Source organism: Kribbella sp. CWNU-51 (assembly GCF_054073265.1).
The window spans coordinates 28,490-46,831 of record NZ_JBSXMZ010000027.1 but is presented as its reverse complement, the minus strand read 5'-3'; the positions used below and the strand labels follow the sequence as shown (position 1 = coordinate 46,831).

The following is an 18,342-nucleotide window of genomic DNA, read 5'->3' as shown; positions in this document are numbered from 1 at the left end:
TCGATCGGCCTCCGAGCCTCTGTCAACCACTCGATGCGAACCCTTGACAGTGCACGCCGACGCTTCGATAGTGACCGTATCGCCCGTTTGACCGTCATACGGACGTGTGTCCGGGCATTCTTCTGGAGGGGAACATGACCACAGCCGAGACACCGGTGGCGGGCCGGCCGGTGCTGCTGCGCGGGGGGACCGTGCTGACCATGGACGACGACCACACGGTCGTCACCGACGGCGACGTGCTGATCGTCGACCAGCAGATCGCGGCCGTCGGCCGGGATGTCGGCGTACCCGAGGGCACTCAGGAGATCGACGCGACCGGCGGCATCGTGATGCCCGGCATGATCGACACCCATCGGCACATGTGGCAGACCGCGATGCGGGCGTACGGCGCCGACTGGACGCTGACGCAGTACTTCGTCTGGTACTACCTCGAGCACGGCAAGACGTTCCGGCCGGAGGACATCTACGCCGGCAACCTGACGTCGGCCTGGGAGTCGCTCGAGGCCGGGGTCACCACCACGGTCGACTGGTCCCACGGGCTGCAGAGCGTCGGCCATGCCGAGGCGGCCGTCGACGCGTTGCGCGCCGTACCCGGGCGATTCGTCCTTGCCTACGGCAACATTCAGGCCGGGCCGTGGGAGTGGACCGCCGATCCGGCCGTCAAGGCGTTCCTGACCCGGATGCGGGACGATTCCGCCATCGGGCTCCAGCTCGCCTTCGACGTCACCGGTGATCCGGCGTTCCCGGAGCGGGCCGCCTTCGAGGTGGCGCGTGAGCTCGGGCTCGGCGTGACCACCCATGCCGGCGTGTGGGGTGCGACCAACGACGACGGCATCCGGTTGATGCACGAGAACGGCTTCATGACACCGCAGAACATCTACGTGCACGCCGCGACGCTGGCCACCGACTCCTACCAGCGGATCGCAGCCACCGGCGGATCGGTCTCGGTCTCCACCGAGTCCGAGCAGAGCGCCGGCCAGGGCTACCCGCCCACCTGGCAGGTCCGCCGGTACGGCATCCCGGTCTCGCTGTCGATGGACACCAGCGTGTGGTGGAGCGGTGATCTGTTCAGCGCCATGCGGACGACGCTCGGCGCCGATCGGGCCCGCGAGCACCTCGAGGCCCACATGAAGGGCGCCACGGTGACCCACAGCCATCTGCGGGCCGAGCATGTCGTCGACTGGGCCACCCGCGGCGGCGCGAAGGCGCTCGGCCGGGACGACCTCGGCAGTCTCGAGCCCGGGAAGACGGCGGACGTCGTACTGATCAAGAACGACTCGTCGCCGGTCTCGTTCCCGCTCGTCAATCCCTACGGTCACGTGGCTTTCCAGGCCCAGCGGGGTGACGTGCACACCGTGATCGTCGGCGGCCGGGTGGTGAAGTTCGCCAACCAACTGGTTGGTTGCGACCTGCCCGCCGTACGCCGCGGTGTCGAGGCGACGGTCGATTACCTGCGCTCGTCGCTCGGCGAGGAAGCCTGGGCGAGCGGGATGAACCCGGAGCTGCCGAAGGGCGAGGTGTTCGACAACCCGTACCAGTACACCGAGTACAAGTCCGACTCGACCCGCGAAGCCCGCGGCACGATCTTCGGCGAGCCGGGGTCGTAGGCTCGGACGGACCTGTTCGCCGGACGACGTGGAGGCAAGGAACCGATGGCAGGACGTGGCGCTGGCCCAGACTTTGTCGAGTCCTTGGCTCGCGGGCTGGACGTGCTCGCCTGCTTCGACGCGGACCACCGCACCATGTCGCTGTCCGAGGTGGCGGCCGCGGCCGGCCTGGCCCGGCCGACCGCGCGCCGGCTGCTGCTGACGCTGGAGGAGCTCGGCTTCGTCCGCACGGTCGACGGCTCCTTCCAGCTAACGCCGAAGGTGCTGACCCTCGGCATGGCGTACGTCGGATCCCTCGGCCTGTGGGACATCGCGAAGCCGCATCTGGAAGCCCTCGTCGGCCGGACCGGCGAGTCGTCCTCGATGGCCCAGCTCGACGGCTCCGACATCGTCTATGTCGCGCGCGTATCGGTGCCGAAGATCATTGCGCTCCGGGTCGACATCGGCACCCGCTTCCCCGCCGCCCAGACCTCACAGGGCAAGGTCCTGCTCGCGGCCCTCTCCCCCGACGACCTGGCCGGCGTCCTCGCGCAGCCGAGCCGGGCCGGACTCCCGCCGTACATCGGACGGACCGCGGCGCAGCTGTGCGACGAGCTCACCGAGATTCGCGCCCGCGGCTGGGCTCTGGCCGACGAGGAGCTGGCGCCCGGAGTCCGTTCGGTGGCGGCCCCGGTCCGGGACGGCACCGGCACAGTGCGCGCCGCGATGAATGTCACCGTCCACGCCGCGGAGACGTCCACGGAGAAGCTCCTGCACGACCACCTGCCGGTGCTTCTCCGGACGGCGGGAGACGTCAGCGCCGAGTGGGCGCTCTGGCAGTCCCGCCCGCACGTCGAGCTCGACCAGCCCGGTCGCGAAACCTCGGCCTGACCCGCTACGGCGTGATCCAGCCGGTCAGGATCGTCGTACCGGACTCGGTCGTGCAGAGCAGCCGGTAGGGCGCGGTCGGCACCGGGCGCAGGGTGAAGAAACCCAGCTCGTCGATGTCGGCAGCGGCGAACTTGCCGCCGTCACCACGCGCGCTGACCGAGCCGGCTTCCGGCGGGTCGAGCTGGCCGAGGACCGCGTCCGGGGTCAGCTCGATCTCGATCGTCCAGCCGTCCGAGGCGAACGTCAGCGACCGCAGCGTCGCGCTCTCCGACCGGACCGCGGCCGGCGCCAGGGACTCCCAGGCCGAGTCGTAGGTGAGCGCGGCCAGTTCGGCGTCGATGGTGCGCCAGACGAAAGCGGCCTTGCCGGCCTCGACGAACGTCCGCGGCACTTCGTCGGCAGTGGTCAATGCGTCCCGCAGGGCATCGAGCAACTCGTCGTCGTTCCAGTCGAGATCCATCACGCGCTCACCTCCTCGAGTTCTCGTCAGGTCCCCCGGCGACCAGCAGCGCCAGCGCGGGGGTACGGCGTAACCGGTCCAGGCACCGGGCCCGGTTCGGGCCGATGCTGCCGATCGGGACGTGCAGTTGCCGGCTGATCTCGTCGTACGCCGCCGGCGGGTCCTGCGTGAGCAGGGCCAGCAGCGCCTGGCAGCGTTGCGACAGCTCGCGGAACGCGGCCCGGATCACCGCCCGGCGTTCCTGCCGGAGCACTTCCTCCTCCGCGATCGCCTCTTCGACGACGTCGGTCGACTCGGCCGGGTCAACGGGCTCGACCCGGCTCGTCGCGCGCAGCAGCCGGTAGCACTCGCGCTGGGTCGTAGTGGCGATCCAGCCCGGCAGGGCCGCGGGTTCCCGCAGTCCTGGCAGGTGCTCGACCAGCCGCAGCCAGACGCTCTGCCCCACGTCGTCGGAGTCCGCGGCTGCCAGCCGGTAGCGGCGGCAGACAGACCAGACGAGTGGTGCGTAGCGCTCCACGAGTTCGTCCCAGGCATCCTTGTCGCCGTCCCTGGCCCGGGTGACCAAAGCGACGACAGTCGGGTCGTCCCGCATGTCATCCCCCTTTCCACGCCGGATCGCTTACCTTACGGAGCAGATCCGGCGCGCGTTGATACATGATGCTCAGGCCCCGAGCGCGACGAACGACCGCCCGGCGGCAACCGCCACCGGGTCGTCCGCGGCCGCGGTCCGGGCCATGGCGAACGCAGCGGCGAGCGACTGACCGGCTTGCAGATTGTCGTGCAGCGCGGTCATCAACGGCACGGTCGCCGGATCGTTCACCGGTACGACGCTGGCCAGAATCCCGGCCGCTCCCAGGGGGATCAGACTGCTGCTCAGCCCGAGCAGCTCATCGGCACCGACGGGCTTCGCCAGTCCGGAATCGCAACTGGACAACACCAGCCGGTACGGCGCTCGCCGCAGCCGCTCGAAGTCGTACACGGTCAACGGCCCGTCATCCAGCCGCAGCGACGAGAACAGCGGGCTGTCCGACCGGAACGTGCCGTGCGCGGCGATGTGCGCGATCCACGCTCCGTCGAGCGCATGCAGCACCTTCTCGGCGGTCGCATCGCCGTTCGCCAGCACTGTCGCGTCCGGATAGCACTCGGCCAGCCGCATCACCTCAGCCTTGCCCGCCGAGAGCCCAGGGCCGAGCACGAGCACCACGCGTCGATCGGACGGCGGCCGCAGCCGGCGAGCCCGCAACCAGGTCGCGGCCGAAGGGACCACGTTGACCGGACGATCGGCCAGCGATGGCAACAGTCCCCACGGCAGCGCCTGGAGCCGGCCCGGCGGCACCATCACCGCCGGCCGGTCACCGAGCAACTCCTGCGCGGACCCGAGGATCGCATCGCCGAGCCGGGACCCGAGTACGTCCAGCGAGGGACCACGCTGCGACCGGCCGTGCGCCAGCCACCGCAACCGGAACCGCGAACGCTCGACCTCGACCGCCGCCGTGGACACCGGCCCGACGGCGTGCCGGCTGACCTTACCGTCCCGGACCACGACGGCATGCAGTACGTCGTCGACCTCGATCAACTCGACCAGCACCGTCTCGCCCAGCGCCCCGACCAGCTCGTCGAGATCGAAGCGCGGCGTGGACCCACGCAACGGCTGGCCGTGCGCCCGGTGAGTCCGCTCGCGAACAGCCTTCTCGAGCCGTCGCCGCTCGCGGTCCAACGCGACTGTGCGGCCCTCGAGATCCAGCCGCCGTACGACGTCGCGCAAAGCGGCGAGGTCGGCGATCAAGTGCTCGTCGTCCGGCGGTCGCACCGGCGGAACCGTGAGCGCCGTGGCTCGCCATCGTTCGCCCCAGACCAGCAGGCTGCTCGCATCGTCACGCCGCAATGCGTCGCGCAACGCCAACTCCGCCAACTCCGCACCATGACCGGTCGCCAGCGCGCGCAGCTCGGTGGCACCCATTGTCAGCCGATGCTCGTCCAGGGCGTCGAGGCCGCGCGCACAAGCGGTCAGCATGCCGCGGACATCCGCGCGAGCCTCGGAGCGCAACGCCTTGCCGAGCCAGGCCGCGCTGCGAGCGAGTGGCGGCGCGTCCTTACTGCGGCGCGCGGCCAACTCCAGCTGATGATCCGCGATCCGCGCACGTCCCTCGGCCAGCGCGAGCCGACCGGCCAGCAGATGCGCGGCCGACGCCTCCGAGGCACCGAACGCATCGAGGCGGCGGGCCACTTCATTCACCCGACGCTGCAATCGCGGACCGGTCTCACCTGACTGGTAGCGAGCCTCGAGCTGAACCATCGACGAGCGCACCGACCACCACTCGCGGCCTTGCGCGGAGAACAGCCGCCGAGCCCGATCGGCTCGCTCCCGCGCGGCATCCAAGTCACCGGTCGCAAGCGCAGCGGTCGCCGCCGCGAACCACAGCTCGCCGCGCTTCGTCGCCGTACCGCCTTCGGCTTCCATCTGCACGATCGCCTGATCCATCTCGGCCAGCGCTTCGGTGCTGAGGCCGGCCGCGAGCAGTACGCCGCACCGGTCGATGGCGAGATCCGGCCACGCCACGCCGACCGCCGCGAAGCGCCGTCCGGCTTCGTCCAGATACCTCAGCGCCGCCGGCAGGTCACCCCGCGCGAACGCGACCAGTCCCCGGTTCTGGCGGGCCTCGGCGTACTCGAACTCCTGGCCGGTGGCGGCGTACAGGCGCTCGGCGACCGCGAAGTCCGCGTCCGCTCGCTTGGTCCCGCCCAGGGCCAGCTGGATGAAGCCGCGGTAGTTCCGCGACCGCGCCTCCCAGACCTGATCGCCGGAGCGACGCAAGCGCGTGATCGCCGACCGCAGATCGTCGAAGGCCTCGCGATGCCGCCCCAGCACGAGCAGTACGTCGGCCCGCCGCAACAACACGCGCCCGCTCAGCGCACCCCGGCTGAGGTCGACGGCCCGGTCGAGGTTGGTCAACGCCTCCCGGCTCCGGCCGGCCCGGCCGAGGGTCGCGCCGAGCGTGGCCAGCACGTCCGCCTCGCGATCGGGCCGACCGGATCGCTCGGCGAGCCGCAGCGCGATCCGGAGCTCGCGGATCGCCGTGGTGATGTCGCCGAGCTGCCGCGAACCGATGCCGGCGGCCTGGTGGGCCACGGATGCGACTGCTGCCGACGGATCATCGGACAGCAGCGATCGCGCCGCCGCGATCGCGTCGTGGGGGCGTGACAGTGCCAGCGGCAGCAGAGATTCCGGTGCAACCGCCGTCTCGACACTCCCCCCGGCCGTCGGCACTCTGAAATGATAACGGCCGGTTGCACCATTTCATCGATTCAGGGGGAAGGCAGGAAATGGCCCAGGATGGGAACGGCAACGGGGGAAGTCAAACGTACGAGCGAAAGTACGTCGCCCAGATCAGCTTGATTCTCGAAGCATTCGGCCGCGAGGTCGAGGTCCATCCGGCGGACTGGGACAAACAACCGGACGGCGTCGACTATCTGTGCCGCGCCGGGACCGTCCTGGTGCGCGACGAAGACCTCACCCGGGTCGTCGAACTCTTCGGCGGCGGCACTCCGGCCGAGGGCGGCATCGGTGGCGTCACCCGGCTGCAACTGCCGGACAAGCCGCCACCGGACGCACCGGAAGACCCATCGATCACCTTGCGGTTCATCAAGTACGCCGATCTGCGCCTCGGCCGCGGCGTGGTCACGCCGGAGCACTTGTTCTACGTGTGTCCGAGCGTCAGCCCGTGTCCGGCGACCGAGCCCGAGGAGGTGCCGCCCGGCATTCCGCCGGACCCGGTGCTGCCGACGCCGTTCCTGTCCGCCGGCGCGGCGGACGGGCGTGGCGTGAAGGTCGTCGTCCTGGACGTCGGTTGGTCCGACGCGCCGGGGGCGTACTGGCTGAACGGGGTGACCGGCGATCCGGAGAACGCGTTCGACGGAGCCGGGCGGATCCGCCCGTACGCGGGTCACGGCACCTTCATCGCCGGTGTGATGCGGGCGATCGCGCGCAATGTCGAGATCGTGGTGAAGAGCTATTTCACCGCCGCGGGAGCGATGTGGGAGTTCGATCTGGCCCAGGCCCTCGACGAGGTGCTCGATCTGGGGCCGGACATCATCAGTTTGTCGGCCGGCACGCGGACGCGCTTCGATCTGCCGGCCCTTGGTCTGGACGTGTTCATCCAGACCCGGCTGAATCGCGTCAACGGCTTGGCCCTGGTCGCCGCGGCCGGGAACGAAGGCACCCGGGACTACTTCTGGCCGGCCGCGTTCCCCGAGACCGTGGGCGTCGGAGCGCTGGCTGTCAACGGGCGGGATCGTGCGTCGTTCAGCAACTTCGGTGGCTGGGTCGACGTCTATGCCCCGGGCGTGGACCTGGTCAACGCGTACCTGACCGGCACCTACGAGTGCACTGAGCCGCCGAACGCGGGCCAGTTGCGCGACTTCACCGGGATGGCCCGCTGGAGCGGTACGTCGTTCGCGACACCGCTGGTCGCGGCACTGATTGCGGGACGGATGTCGGTGACGGGTGAGAACGCCAAGCAGGCCGCTGACGCGTTGCTGGCCTTCGCGATGACTCAGCCGGAGCCCGGCGTAGGCGGCGTACTGCGCGCCGGCGACGCACTGGCCTCACTCGCCTGACAGCTGGAAACTGCACTGACGCGGTGCGGACAGCCGGCCTGACCACCGGATTTCCTCCCGCACCGCGTCAGCCCTCCCCCTGCAGCGCCCCCGGTTGTGCTCCCCCCTGGAACAACTCGAAGGCTTCCCCCCACATTTGTGCGGAGTCAGGGACGCGCGCTGCTGATACATCCCTTTCCGGGAATTTCCGGCCGTATCTGGAGCCGGTGCTCGCGACTCCGGTCAGTAAGAGCAACTTCTCGGGGGAGATCACAGTGGCCACCATGGATCTGACGTCCGCGCAGACCGCGGACACCGTCCGGCCCACCAAGCCGGCCAAGGCGCGACGGCGCGACAAACCCGCCACGTCTGCGATGACACCGGCGCTGCGGCGACTGACCGGAACGGTGAACGCGCTCGAGGGACTGATCGCCTTCGTCTGGCTGGTCGCGTCGTACGGACTGGCCGAACGACTGGTCGCCGCGCAGGAGGCGGCGCCGGTCGGCACGGTCGCGACGCGGTCGCTGCGCTGGTGGGGGCTGGACATCCCGCTCACGCTGAACATGAGCCTGCTGATTGTCGGCGCGGCGGCGGGTGCGGTCGGCAGCGTCGTTCAGCAAGGGCTGGCGTTCGCCCAGTACGCCCGCTACGACCGGCTCAAGAATGGTCAGGTCTGGTGGTACGTGCTGTTCCCGGTGTGGGCCGCACTGCTGGGCGCCGTGGTGGTGGTCGCGGTCAACACCGGGCTGATCAGCATCGGCGACGAGACCACGTCGACGGCGGGCGTCACGGTCCTGGTCACGATGGGGGCGTTGGCCGGTCTGTTCACCAACCAGGCCCTGCGACGGCTCCGGCCGATCCTCGGCGGGCCTACGAGCACCGAGCCGACCGACTCTCAGCCGCCGACGGGGGGCTGAGGGTTCTCGCAGAGGAACGGGGCGCGGTGGCCGCCGGAGTGGTAGTGGTACTGCTTGCCGGCCACCTCGAGGATGGTGCGAGTGCCGGGGATCAGGGCCTGGGTGTAGAACATGCCGTGCTCCGGGCAGCCGAGGCTGCCGTCGCGCCAGGTGACCTCGTCCGAGCTGACCACGGTCACCTGAGTCCGATCGACGCCGAGGTGGCCTGCCAGCGCGGCCTTCGCCTGCTCGACCGGATCCGCCGGCAGTGTCGGCGGATCCGTTGGTCGTGGCGTCGGCCCGGGCGTCTGCGCACTGCTGGGCGTCATCGACGGTCCCCCTCCTGCTTCCGGCGACTCGTTGCCGCACGCAACCAACAGGACAGTAGCGGCGGCAGCTGCCATCATTACGCTCACTCTGTGCATCATGATCACCTCCCACAGTAGACGCCGTACCGAAGCTGTTCGTTGCATGCCCTGTTGTTCAGGTGCTGTTTGCCGGGAGTCAGTCCGCCGACGGCAGGATCGCGCTCACATCACGCATCAAGGAGCAAGCCATGTCAGTTGCACGACGTTCCGTCCTACGAGGTGCCGCCGCCGCCGGCGCAGGGGTCGGTTTCGCCACCGTCGGCGCCGTACCGTCCCTCGCCGAAGCCGCCCCCTCGCCGCACCACGGGCCGTTCCCGGAGCACCGCCCGTTCCCGCCGCTGCTGGACGACCCGAAGGGTGTCCTCGCGCTGCCCGCCGGGTTCAAGTACCGGATCGTCACCCAGGCCGGCCAGACCAAGCTGACGAGCGGCCAGCCGACGCCGACGCTGCACGACGGCACCGCGGTCTTCAACGGCAGCCGGCACAACACCTACACGCTGATCCAGAACCACGAGATCGGCGCCAACGACCCGCTCGGCGTGCCGCAGGTCGAGGGCACTGTCTACGACTCCGGCGTCGGCTCGGCCGGTGGCTGCACGGTCATCTCGGTGGACCGCGACGGCAACAACCTCGGCGAGTGGGTCGGCATCTCCGGCACCATCACCAACTGCGCCGGCGGCCCGACGCCGTGGGGCACCTGGATGACGTGTGAGGAGACCGAGAACAAGGCCAACGGGACCACCCGGCTGAAGGACCACGGCTACGTCTTCGAGGTCTGGGCCGACGGCAAGACCGCGAACCCGGTGCCACTGAAGGCCCTCGGCCGCTACGCCCACGAGGCGCTCGCGATCGACGAGGACCGCACCCACATCTACCTGTCCGAGGACGCCTCCGGCCCGAACGGCACCTTCTACCGCTGGTCCGCGCCGCGCGGCTACAAGCTCAGCTCGCGCAGCTGGAAGGACCTGCAGGACAAGGACTTCGGCACCCTCGAGGCGCTGGCCATCCTCGGCGACGACGGCAAGCCGATCCCGGACGTCGCGTACCTGACCTCGGCCCAGCTGCTCCGGCCGTTCCGGGTCGCCTGGGTGCCGGTGCCCGACCGGGACGGTGCCACGGTGTCGGTCCGCAAGCAGTTCACCGACGGCCAGATCACCCGAGGCAAGAAGTTCGAGGGCGTCTACGGCACCCGCGAGGGCGTGTACGTCGTGAACTCGTTCGCCGAGGGCGGCACCGCCGACCTGCCGGCCGACGCCGTACCGCACGACGGGATGGTCTGGTTCTACAACTACGACGCCCGGACCATCCAGCTGGTCACCTACTTCCCGGAGAACGCTGCCGCGCTCTCGCTGGACTCGAAGTACCAGGACCTCAACTTCGACGGCCCGGACAACGTCACCGTCACCCCGTGGGGTTCGCTGATCCTCGCCGAGGACGGCAACGCCGCCAGCCACGTCCTCAGCGCGACCCCGGGCGGCCCGACGTACGCGATCGCCCGGAACATGCTGAACGACTCCGAGTTCACCGGCCCGACGTTCTCCGCGGACGGCAAGGTGCTCTTCGTCAACATCCAGACGCCCGGCATCACGCTCGCGATCACCGGGCCGTGGCGCGACTACCTCGGCTGAGTGCCGACAGCAGGGTGAGCGAACGGTCGTCGGGACCGACGCGCACCTCGTTCATCAGATAGGAGTAGGCGGTCTCCCGGCTCGGCCACGCGGCGTGCCGGGAGCCGCCCGCTCCGGCGTGGCCGAAGGTGTCGGCGGGGGCGCCGAGCCGGGCGTCCGGCGTCTGGAGCTCGAAGCCCGCGCTGTAGGCGATCTCGCTCCCCCACGTCGGCTCGATCCCGCGCCGGATCTCCCGCCGCCCGAGCTCGACCGTCTCCGATGTCAGGACGCGCACGCCGTCCACCTCGCCTAGGAGTGACGCGTAGAACCGCGCCATCCCACGCGCCGTCGCGAAACCACCGACCGCGGCCAGGCCGGCACTGCCGTACTCGACGCTGTTCCAGATCTTCTCCGCACCCGGCACCCACAACGGATTGGGCCGATTCAGCTCCGTCCACGGTCCGTCGACGAGGACACCTTCCGGCGCGACCATCGTGGCCGCCCGCCACTGGAGCTCTTCGGGCAGCCCGATCCACGCCTCCAACCCGAGCGGTACGGCGAACTCCTCGGCGAAGAACCGGCTCACGGTCCGGCCGTCCACGCGTCGTACCAGCTCGTCGACCAGCCAGCCCCACGTGATCGCGTGGTACATGAACGCGGCCCGCGGATCCGAAGCCGGCGCCTGCGCGGCGAGGTGCGCGCTCATCACGTCGTGGTCGAGGAGATCGGCGTACCCGGCCTCGACCCAGGGCAGGCGGGCCTGATGGGACAGCACCTCGGCGATCGTGATGGCATCTTTGCCCTCGGCAGCGAACTCCGGCCAGTAGCGGCTGAGCGGATCGTCGAGCGACACCTGACCGCGTTGCACCAGCAGCAGGACGCCTGCGGACGCGAGGCCCTTCGTCCCGGAGAACATCAGCTGGATCGTGTCGCGATCCCAGGCCCGGCCGGTGTCGCGGTCGGCCGTCCCGCCCCACAGGTCGACCACCAATTGCCCGTGCTGGTACGCCGCGAAGGCCGCGCCCAGCTCGCCGCGGTCGGCGAAGTTCCGCTCGAACACCCCGGCCACATCCTCGAATCCTGCCGCTGTCCAGCCATTGATCATGCGCCTGATAGTACCGATCGTTCTTATCTTGCGCCAGCCGGAGATAACACCGATCGGTATTCTGGTCGGCAGGAGGTGGTGCGGTATGCCGGTCAAGGCCGGACAGCGACTGGATCCCGAGGCGACGAAGGCGCGGATCCTCAAGGCGGCGGCGGAGGTGTTCACCCGCCGCGGCATCCACGCGGCCGGGATCAACGAGATCGTCGAGGCGGCCGGCGCGTCGAAACTCACCGTCTACAGGAACTTCGGCTCCAAGGACGGTCTGGTCGAGGCAGTGCTGACCGACCGCACCCGCCGGGTCCGCGCCTGGCAGAACCACGCGGTCGAACAGGCCGGCACCGGCCGGGAGAAGATCCTGGCCGTCTTCGACCTGATCGCGAGCTGGTACGCCGAAGCCGGGTTCCGCGGCTGCGCGATGATGAACGCGGCCACCGAGGACCGCGGCCAGGACGGCGCGCCGCGGCGACTCGCCCAGGACCACCTCGCCTTCTACCGCGACCTGTTCCGCCGACTGCTCAGCGACGCCGGTGCGCGCGATCCCGAGACCACGGCCCGCCAATTGGTCATCGTGCTGGAGGGCGCGACCCTGATCAGCGCTGTCGATCGGGACCCGGGTCTCGGCGCGGAGGCCTGCGTCATCGTCGAGACACTGCTCGACGCGGCCTGAGGGACGCCAGGCACACGAGCGCGCACGCCGCCGCCGAACCAGCAGCGAGGAAGAACGCCGCCGGGAACCCGAGCCACTCCGCGACCAGACCACCCACCGGGCCTGCCACCATCACACCGAGATCCCAGAACGACGTCATGACTCCCATCGACAGCCCGGAACGCAATCCCCGCACCCGATCGAGGGTCATCGACACACAAGCCGGATAGACCAGTGCCATGCCGCAGCCCGCCAACACAATGAACACCACCGCACTCACCGGACCGCGAGCGACCGCAAGACCGACCAGGGCGATGATCTCGAGCGAGACGGTTGACAGGGCCACCGTGCGACCGCCGTACCGATCGACCAGCGGACTGCCCGCGAGCCGCACCACCAGGAAGGCCGCCGCGAACACCGTGAGCGCGACATGGTCGACCGCGATGCCGTCGGCCCGCAAGCGCAGCACCAGCAACGCCGCGACCGTGCCGTAGCAGTACGCCGCCAGCCCGATGGTTGCTCCTGGCAACGGTACGCCGGCCGGCAGCAGATCGCGGACCCGCCGGATCCGGACCAGCGGCTCGGCCCGGCGAGGATCGGAGCGCGTCGTCGACACCAGGATCGCCGACAACACAGCGAGGCCGACGACGACCCACCAGACCCGGCGGTCCCCCACCAGCGACGCGAGCACCGGCCCAACCGCCAGCCCACCCCACATCGACAGTCCGAACCATCCCGCCAACCGCCCGCGCTGTGACAGCCGGGTCCCGGCCAGCACCCAGGGCAACGCACCCGAGAACAGCGCCGCCTCCCCCGCTCCCATCACCAGCCGAGCCGCCAGCAACACCGCCAGATCCGGCGCCACCAGTTGCCCGAAGCCACCAACAGCCGCCAGCAGTCCGCCACTCAGTACGACGGGACGCGACCACCCTGCATCCGCCAGCCACCCGGCGAACGGCCGCGCACAAGCCGTCGCCAGGAACGCGATCCCCACCGCGGTCCCACTCGCCAGCGCGCCCCCGCCGAACTTCTCCGGCACGTACGACGGCAACGCCTGCAACGTCGCCCCGAACGCGAGGTACCCCGCCAGCACCGCCACCCACAACCGCCGTACCGGAACATCCATGGACGTGATGGTACCGCTTGGTACTATCTCTGTCGCGGAGTATCCAGGAGGACGACCTCGCAGTCGTAGTGCTGGGACGCGGTCATGTCGCCGCGGAACCAGAGCAGCGGGATCCGGGTGGGATCACCGGGCGCGACGATCGGGCGGAGGTTGTCGGCCGCGGAGTCCGCCGTCACCGGTGTCCACGCCCAGGTCGCGCCGGCGTCCGCCGTACGGGCGTGGAAGATCTCGTGATGTGCCAGCGGGGTTCCGTCGCGGGGATCGATCGGCGTGGAGACGTAGAGCGAGTCCAGGTCGTAGGGATCGATGGCGACCAGGCCGGTGTAGTCGTTCTCATGTGGCAGCAGACCTGGTCCGGCCTTAGCCAGTGGATGCACCTGCCATCTGCCGCCGGGGGCGAGACGACCGTAGAAGAAGCGGTGATCCGGCACCGGATGCTGCCGCGCGAACGCGTCCGCAGGGTTCTCCGGAGTGTCGTGGCGAGCCAGCAGGACAGCCGCCAGCGACCCGTCGGATCCGCGCCGGATGTCGATCGTCCAGCAATGCGTCATCGGCTCGCCGTCCCACTTCGACCCAGCCGCGAGCACCGTGGTCAGCTCCACCTGCGACGGCGCCTCACCGTCGAATGCGACCGGGTCGACCACGGTTCCGTCGGTTCGGTGCAGCGCGCCGGCTTCGAGGTAGCCGTGGTAGATCGAGTTGTCGTAGTCGCGCGGATGATGGTCGGTCGTCACCAGGTCGACGCGGGAGTGCGTGGAGACGTAGCGCGTGTAGCCGTTGACGTAACCGACCTTCGGCCGGGTGAACAGCTTGCCCGCGTAGGCCCAGGTATCGCCGTCGTCGTCGGAGACCAGGGCGCACGGGTCGTCGTTGACCGCTCGCGCGAAGCAGTACAGCCGTCCGTCCAGCTGGTGCAGGTTCGAGTACGTGACCCCGCGACCGCCGGTGAACTCGCTCCAGTCGAACGTCCGCTCCGGCCCCCACGACCGTGGGTCACCCGGTTCACTCACCCGCCACCGCGTCAGGTCGTCGGTCTTGTGCTTCGTGTACACCGCCAGCCATCGGCCGTCCGGACGACGCCACAACGCCGGCACATCGTGGTCGTCCGCCTCGAACCGCTCATGCAGTACGACGACCTCACTCGACCCGGACTGCAGGTCGACGACGGTCAACTCGACGTTGCCGGCCCGCTCAGCTCCGCCAGGACCTTCCGGTGCCGCCATAGACCCGACGACCAGCACCTGGCCGGCCGGATCCACCACCGCCCGCTCGTCCTGGAACCAGCACCACGCGCCGTTGTCATTGATCACCAGAGGCAGGCTCATGGGCCGACAGTTTGTCAGACATCCATACCTGCCTGGCAAGCGCTTGCCAGCATGTGATCAGCTGCCGGGGTCAGAAGACGACCGTCCAGCCGGAGGCCTCGGCCTGGCCCGCGGTGTAGGCGACGCCGTGGACCTTGAGACCGGCGTTGTCGAGCAGGGTGATCTCGCCGCCCTTGTTGCCCAGCTGGACGGTCGGCGGCAGGTGCACGAGGAGCGTCGCGCCGGGATCGAGGACGCCGGCCGGGACCGGGCCGACGTGCAGGGCGCGATCGACCAGATGCCAGCCGCTGAGGTCGACCGGATCGGGTGAGGCGTTCAGCAGCGTGACCGTCTCGGCTTCGGGCGCGGGACCGACCGGGTTGATCAGCGCGGCAACGATCCGGACCGCCTCGGCCCCGAACTCGTCGATCGGCCCATCGACCAGGGTGTGACCGGTCTTGTCGTCGGTGTGCCACGACTGGCTCTGGAACGCCAGGAAGATGCCCACCCAGCGCTGCTGATCCGGCAGCGCGATGATCACCGCACCGTCCTGCCAGACCCCGTCGTCCTTGCGGAACGTGCCGACGTTCCCCTGGTTCATGTGGATGTCGTGCACCCCGTTGCCGGGATTGAAGCCGAAGATCTTGTCCGGTACGCCGTCCTCCGGCCCCCACCGCTCGCCGAACGCGTACACGATCGCGGCCGGCTCCCGGATCGCCCGCTGCACCTGGTCGTCGAGCAGATCGGCCAGATCGTTGCCCGGTCCCGCCACATCGGCGGGCAGCGGCCGCAGCAGCGTGCGATCGAACAGCGTCTGCCGCACGTAGTCCAGGTTCACCCCGGCCGGCCCCGCGTCGAGCCGGTGCCACCCCGGCGCGAGACCGGACAGCTGCGCGGTGACCGGGTGCCGGAAGTCCTCGTCGACCCGGAAGAGCAACTCCGACGGGTACTCCTGCGACTTCACGTTCACCGCGATCCGGTAGTTCACCCCGTCTGGATCCTCCAGCCGGACCTGGTAGTGCGGCGTGTCCGGCCCACTTTCCCGGCGTGCGTCGACCGCTCGGCCGACCAGTACGCCGTACGACGTCAACGGCATGGTGTCTCCTCCATCACGGGTACCGATAGTTCGCCAGCTCGCTTTCGCGCTTCTCCGGATGCCCGGCAACGAGCTCGAGCTCGTTGCCGCGCTGTTTCAGGACGGTCTGCGTCGACTGCGACAACCGGTCGGCAGCGGTCGGCTTGAGCACGAACCCAAGCTCGGCGAGTGCGACCGGTGTGAACCCCGCGCGAGCGGACAGCACCACATCCGGTGCTGCCACGAGAGTCTGCGCACGTTCGGCGTACGGCGTGCTGATCTGCAGCGCCCCAGCTCTCTCATCAGGCTCGCCCCCCTCTTCTCCCTCACGGGCCAGTTGGCCCTTCAAGTGCTGCGCCCGGGACTTCAGCTCCAGTCCGACCGGCAGTCGCAGGACCATCAAGCGAAAGAGATTTCCCCATGCCTTTAGGAGACCCGCCCGTCCGCAGTGATACAGCCGGCACCGTGTTGGATGGCTTCATGAGCGAACTGGGTGATGCCGAGGTGGCGATCAGGGCGGCTGCGGCGGGGGCGGATGTGGTGCGGGAGAAGTTCGGGGGTGTGCTGGAGCGGTATGCCAAGTCCTCGACGGACTTCGCCACCGAGGCTGATCTCGAGGCGGAGCGGGCCATTCTCGGGGTCATCCGCGCCGATCGTCCCGACGACGCCGTGATCGGTGAGGAGTACGGCGCCAGCGGTGAGGCGGAGCGCACGTGGCTGGTGGACCCGCTCTGCGGCACCCTCAACTTCGCCGCCCAGAACCCGATGTTCTCCGTGAACGTCGCGCTGCGGAGCCCGGCCGGGGACGTGGCTGCGGTCGCTCAGCCGCTCAGCGGTGAGATCTTCTGGACCGACGGGACCGCGGTCTTCATCCGCCGTGACGGTGTCGACACCCCCGCCGTACCCTCCGCGACCTCGCGCATGGTCGACATCGACATCGATGCACCGAACGGCGCGCACTTCCTCGGCGCGCAGCTCCTGACCGACGAGAAGCTCCGCGAGGCCTTCGCGCTCCGCGTCTTCTCGACGACTCTTGCCCTCGCGTGGGTCGCCGTCGGCCGACAGGCCGGCTACATCACCGACGGCTCGCTTCGCGACAGCGTCCACTACACCGCAGGCATCATCCTCTGCCGAGCGGCCGGCGGCACCGTCACCGACTTCCACGGCGATCCCCTCCACACCGGCCCCGGCCTCATCGCCGCCGCCACCCCCGAAGCCCACCAGCGGCTGTTGGAGCTCGTCACGCCACACGTGACCGTCGGGTGAGAGTCAGGGGGATTCGAGGAGGGACTTGAGGCGGGCGAGGTCCTTGGTGTTGGCGCGGCGCATCGCGGCCGCCATGATCGGGGCGGCGACGCCGGCGAATCCCGAGGGCTCGCCATGGTTGCGTAGTGTCATCCGGGTAGCGGCACCGACCACGGGTGACCACTCGTAGCTGGTCTCCATCGGAAACGGTCCCTCCGCGGTCCGCATGACCAGCCGCTGGTACGGAATCAGCTCGGTGATCTCGTAGGTGTAGGCGAGCCTGCGCCCCAGGAAGTGCGCGACGAAATCCAGCCGCGATCCGACCACGACCGGCGGCCTGGTCCGCCACCGGACCGACTCGATGTTCGCGTACCACTTCGGCGCATGAGTCGGATCCGCGACGTACTCCGCGACGACACGCACCGGCCGATCGATCACGATCTCGGTCAGCACGTCGACAGTCATCGCACCTCCTCTCAGCCGACCGTACGCCGTTGTGTCGGTAGAGGCCGGTAGGAAAGAGGGATGAGATACGGAGTGATCCTTCCGGGTGGGACGGCGGTCGAGCAGCTCGAGCAGGCAGTGCTCGCCGAGGAGGCCGGGTGGGACGGCGTGTTCGTCTGGGAGGCGGCGTACGGCGTCGATGCGTGGGGGCTGCTGACGGCGATCGCGGCCCGGACGGAGCGGATCCGGCTCGGCACGATGCTGACGCCGCTGCCATGGCGGCGGCCGTGGAAGGTTGCCAGCCAGGTCGTGACACTGGATCAGATCTCGGCCGGCCGGGCGACCTTAGCGGTCGGGGTCGGTGCGATCGAGACGGATCTGCCGCTCACCGGTGAGGAGCTGGAGCTGCGGACTCGGGCGGCGATGATGGACGAGGGCATCGACCTGATCCGTGAGCTGTGGGCGGGACGGTCCAGCTATCACGGCGAGCACTACGACTACGAGTGCGCCCGCGACGATCTCGCGCAGGTGGGTCGGCCGGTGCAGGAACGGATCCCGATCTGGGTGGTCGGCGCCTGGCCGCGACCGAAGTCGATGCGGCGCGTCTTGCGCTGCGACGGCGTACTGCCGCAGTACCCACCGGGCCAGGACACACCCGACGACCTCCGCAGGCTCCGCGCGTGGCTGACCGCCGAGGGCGGCTCGCCCGACCTGGACGTGATCGCCGAGGGCGAGACCCCCGCCGACGACCCGGCCGCCGCCTCCGCCCTCGTCAAACCCTGGTCAGACGCAGGCGCCACCTGGTGGCTCGAAACCCGCTGGGAAATGCCCCACCACTCGCCCGCCCGCATGCGAGACATCCGCACCCGCCTAACCGCCGGCCCACCCACGTAAGCAAACCGCGGGACCTAAGCCAGGAGGAGCGCGGGAGCTTAGACAGGAACTGGAGACCTGGGACGGGAGAAGCGCGGGGACCTGAGACAGGAGAAGCGC

At 69.7% G+C, this 18,342-nt stretch carries 18 protein-coding genes; 8 read left to right on the top strand and 10 right to left on the bottom strand.

Features of this window, described 5'->3' with window-relative positions; all coding sequences use genetic code 11:
* Positions 1 to 134: 134 nt before the first annotated feature.
* Together ACXC9Q_RS28130 and ACXC9Q_RS28125 are read left to right on the top strand one after the other, a co-directional pair.
* Positions 135 to 1,607, top strand: a complete 1,473-nt coding sequence (locus ACXC9Q_RS28130; protein ID WP_457059636.1) for an amidohydrolase family protein — start codon at positions 135 to 137, stop codon at positions 1,605 to 1,607.
* Between the two features lie 84 nt (positions 1,608 to 1,691).
* Positions 1,692 to 2,477, top strand: coding sequence for an IclR family transcriptional regulator domain-containing protein (locus ACXC9Q_RS28125; protein ID WP_457059635.1), 786 nt, complete (start codon positions 1,692 to 1,694; stop codon positions 2,475 to 2,477).
* Between the two features lie 4 nt (positions 2,478 to 2,481).
* Here ACXC9Q_RS28125 and ACXC9Q_RS28120 read toward each other — a convergent pair whose 3' ends face one another.
* The 3 genes from ACXC9Q_RS28120 to ACXC9Q_RS28110 form a co-directional block, all read right to left on the bottom strand.
* Positions 2,482 to 2,937 (bottom strand): hypothetical protein, encoded by a 456-nt coding sequence (locus ACXC9Q_RS28120; protein ID WP_457059634.1) that lies wholly within the window; start codon positions 2,935 to 2,937, stop codon positions 2,482 to 2,484.
* Positions 2,938 to 2,944: 7 nt separating this feature from the next.
* Positions 2,945 to 3,529 (bottom strand): RNA polymerase sigma factor, encoded by a 585-nt coding sequence (locus tag ACXC9Q_RS28115; RefSeq protein WP_457059633.1) that lies wholly within the window; start codon positions 3,527 to 3,529, stop codon positions 2,945 to 2,947.
* A 69-nt stretch (positions 3,530 to 3,598) separates the two neighbouring features.
* The gene (locus ACXC9Q_RS28110) at positions 3,599 to 6,205 is read right to left on the bottom strand and encodes a CHAT domain-containing protein (RefSeq protein WP_457059632.1); all 2,607 of its coding nucleotides are present in this window, start codon (positions 6,203 to 6,205) and stop codon (positions 3,599 to 3,601) included.
* Positions 6,206 to 6,261: 56 nt separating this feature from the next.
* Between ACXC9Q_RS28110 and ACXC9Q_RS28105 the strand changes: the two genes are divergently transcribed.
* Positions 6,262 to 7,554 carry a S8 family peptidase gene (locus ACXC9Q_RS28105; protein ID WP_457059631.1) on the top strand — a complete coding sequence of 431 codons (1,293 nt, stop codon included), beginning with the start codon at positions 6,262 to 6,264 and terminating at the stop codon, positions 7,552 to 7,554.
* 263 nt (positions 7,555 to 7,817) lie between these two features.
* Positions 7,818 to 8,450: a hypothetical protein gene (locus tag ACXC9Q_RS28100; protein ID WP_457059630.1), complete on the top strand. Its 633-nt coding sequence runs from the start codon at positions 7,818 to 7,820 to the stop codon at positions 8,448 to 8,450.
* On the opposite strand, the gene ACXC9Q_RS28095 is transcribed toward ACXC9Q_RS28100, so the two are convergent.
* Entirely contained in the window at positions 8,429 to 8,758 is a 330-nt protein-coding gene (locus ACXC9Q_RS28095; protein WP_457059629.1) for a hypothetical protein, read from the bottom strand. The two genes, ACXC9Q_RS28100 and ACXC9Q_RS28095, sit on opposite strands and share 22 nt — an antisense overlap.
* Before the next feature lie 227 nt (positions 8,759 to 8,985).
* Between ACXC9Q_RS28095 and ACXC9Q_RS28090 the strand changes: the two genes are divergently transcribed.
* Entirely contained in the window at positions 8,986 to 10,425 is a 1,440-nt protein-coding gene (locus tag ACXC9Q_RS28090) for an alkaline phosphatase PhoX (RefSeq protein ID WP_457059628.1), read from the top strand.
* Here the strand turns inward: ACXC9Q_RS28090 and ACXC9Q_RS28085 are convergent.
* A complete protein-coding gene (locus ACXC9Q_RS28085; RefSeq protein WP_457059627.1) occupies positions 10,394 to 11,509 on the bottom strand; it encodes a serine hydrolase domain-containing protein in 1,116 nt (371 codons plus the stop codon). The two genes, ACXC9Q_RS28090 and ACXC9Q_RS28085, sit on opposite strands and share 32 nt — an antisense overlap.
* Before the next feature lie 85 nt (positions 11,510 to 11,594).
* Between ACXC9Q_RS28085 and ACXC9Q_RS28080 the strand changes: the two genes are divergently transcribed.
* Complete coding sequence (locus ACXC9Q_RS28080; RefSeq protein WP_457059626.1) at positions 11,595 to 12,176, top strand: TetR/AcrR family transcriptional regulator; 582 nt, start codon at positions 11,595 to 11,597, stop codon at positions 12,174 to 12,176.
* On the opposite strand, the gene ACXC9Q_RS28075 is transcribed toward ACXC9Q_RS28080, so the two are convergent.
* The 4 genes from ACXC9Q_RS28075 to ACXC9Q_RS28060 form a co-directional block, all read right to left on the bottom strand.
* Complete coding sequence (locus tag ACXC9Q_RS28075; protein ID WP_457059625.1) at positions 12,145 to 13,281, bottom strand: MFS transporter; 1,137 nt, start codon at positions 13,279 to 13,281, stop codon at positions 12,145 to 12,147. The genes ACXC9Q_RS28080 and ACXC9Q_RS28075 overlap by 32 nt on opposite strands.
* Before the next feature lie 23 nt (positions 13,282 to 13,304).
* Complete coding sequence (locus tag ACXC9Q_RS28070) at positions 13,305 to 14,606, bottom strand: BNR-4 repeat-containing protein (RefSeq protein ID WP_457059624.1); 1,302 nt, start codon at positions 14,604 to 14,606, stop codon at positions 13,305 to 13,307.
* A gap of 70 nt (positions 14,607 to 14,676) precedes the next feature.
* On the bottom strand, positions 14,677 to 15,681 hold the full coding sequence (locus tag ACXC9Q_RS28065; protein ID WP_457059623.1) for a DUF2278 family protein: 1,005 nt from the start codon (positions 15,679 to 15,681) through the stop codon (positions 14,677 to 14,679).
* Positions 15,682 to 15,694: 13 nt separating this feature from the next.
* Positions 15,695 to 16,060 (bottom strand): hypothetical protein, encoded by a 366-nt coding sequence (locus ACXC9Q_RS28060; RefSeq protein WP_457059622.1) that lies wholly within the window; start codon positions 16,058 to 16,060, stop codon positions 15,695 to 15,697.
* Between the two features lie 80 nt (positions 16,061 to 16,140).
* On the opposite strand from ACXC9Q_RS28060, the gene ACXC9Q_RS28055 reads away from it, so the two are divergent.
* Complete coding sequence (locus ACXC9Q_RS28055) at positions 16,141 to 16,926, top strand: inositol monophosphatase family protein (RefSeq protein ID WP_457059621.1); 786 nt, start codon at positions 16,141 to 16,143, stop codon at positions 16,924 to 16,926.
* A 3-nt stretch (positions 16,927 to 16,929) separates the two neighbouring features.
* Here ACXC9Q_RS28055 and ACXC9Q_RS28050 read toward each other — a convergent pair whose 3' ends face one another.
* On the bottom strand, positions 16,930 to 17,370 hold the full coding sequence (locus ACXC9Q_RS28050; protein WP_457059620.1) for an SRPBCC family protein: 441 nt from the start codon (positions 17,368 to 17,370) through the stop codon (positions 16,930 to 16,932).
* 60 nt (positions 17,371 to 17,430) lie between these two features.
* Between ACXC9Q_RS28050 and ACXC9Q_RS28045 the strand changes: the two genes are divergently transcribed.
* A complete protein-coding gene (locus tag ACXC9Q_RS28045; RefSeq protein WP_457059619.1) occupies positions 17,431 to 18,243 on the top strand; it encodes an LLM class flavin-dependent oxidoreductase in 813 nt (270 codons plus the stop codon).
* Positions 18,244 to 18,342 lie beyond the last annotated feature (99 nt).

Excerpts from the sequence above, each read along its gene's own strand:
- ACXC9Q_RS28130 (WP_457059636.1), top strand. The coding sequence starts at position 135 with ATGACCACAGCCGAGACACCGGTGGCGGGCCGGCCGGTGCTGCTGCGC.
- ACXC9Q_RS28120 (WP_457059634.1), bottom strand. The coding sequence starts at position 2,937 with ATGGATCTCGACTGGAACGACGACGAGTTGCTCGATGCCCTGCGGGAC.
- ACXC9Q_RS28115 (WP_457059633.1), bottom strand. The coding sequence starts at position 3,529 with ATGCGGGACGACCCGACTGTCGTCGCTTTGGTCACCCGGGCCAGGGAC.
- ACXC9Q_RS28105 (WP_457059631.1), top strand. The coding sequence starts at position 6,262 with ATGGCCCAGGATGGGAACGGCAACGGGGGAAGTCAAACGTACGAGCGA.
- ACXC9Q_RS28100 (WP_457059630.1), top strand. The coding sequence starts at position 7,818 with ATGGATCTGACGTCCGCGCAGACCGCGGACACCGTCCGGCCCACCAAG.
- ACXC9Q_RS28095 (WP_457059629.1), bottom strand. The coding sequence starts at position 8,758 with ATGACGCCCAGCAGTGCGCAGACGCCCGGGCCGACGCCACGACCAACG.
- ACXC9Q_RS28090 (WP_457059628.1), top strand. The coding sequence starts at position 8,986 with ATGTCAGTTGCACGACGTTCCGTCCTACGAGGTGCCGCCGCCGCCGGC.
- ACXC9Q_RS28085 (WP_457059627.1), bottom strand. The coding sequence starts at position 11,509 with ATGATCAATGGCTGGACAGCGGCAGGATTCGAGGATGTGGCCGGGGTG.
- ACXC9Q_RS28080 (WP_457059626.1), top strand. The coding sequence starts at position 11,595 with ATGCCGGTCAAGGCCGGACAGCGACTGGATCCCGAGGCGACGAAGGCG.
- ACXC9Q_RS28075 (WP_457059625.1), bottom strand. The coding sequence starts at position 13,281 with ATGGATGTTCCGGTACGGCGGTTGTGGGTGGCGGTGCTGGCGGGGTAC.
- ACXC9Q_RS28070 (WP_457059624.1), bottom strand. The coding sequence starts at position 14,606 with ATGAGCCTGCCTCTGGTGATCAATGACAACGGCGCGTGGTGCTGGTTC.
- ACXC9Q_RS28065 (WP_457059623.1), bottom strand. The coding sequence starts at position 15,681 with ATGCCGTTGACGTCGTACGGCGTACTGGTCGGCCGAGCGGTCGACGCA.
- ACXC9Q_RS28060 (WP_457059622.1), bottom strand. The coding sequence starts at position 16,060 with ATGGTCCTGCGACTGCCGGTCGGACTGGAGCTGAAGTCCCGGGCGCAG.
- ACXC9Q_RS28055 (WP_457059621.1), top strand. The coding sequence starts at position 16,141 with ATGAGCGAACTGGGTGATGCCGAGGTGGCGATCAGGGCGGCTGCGGCG.
- ACXC9Q_RS28050 (WP_457059620.1), bottom strand. The coding sequence starts at position 17,370 with ATGACTGTCGACGTGCTGACCGAGATCGTGATCGATCGGCCGGTGCGT.
- ACXC9Q_RS28045 (WP_457059619.1), top strand. The coding sequence starts at position 17,431 with ATGAGATACGGAGTGATCCTTCCGGGTGGGACGGCGGTCGAGCAGCTC.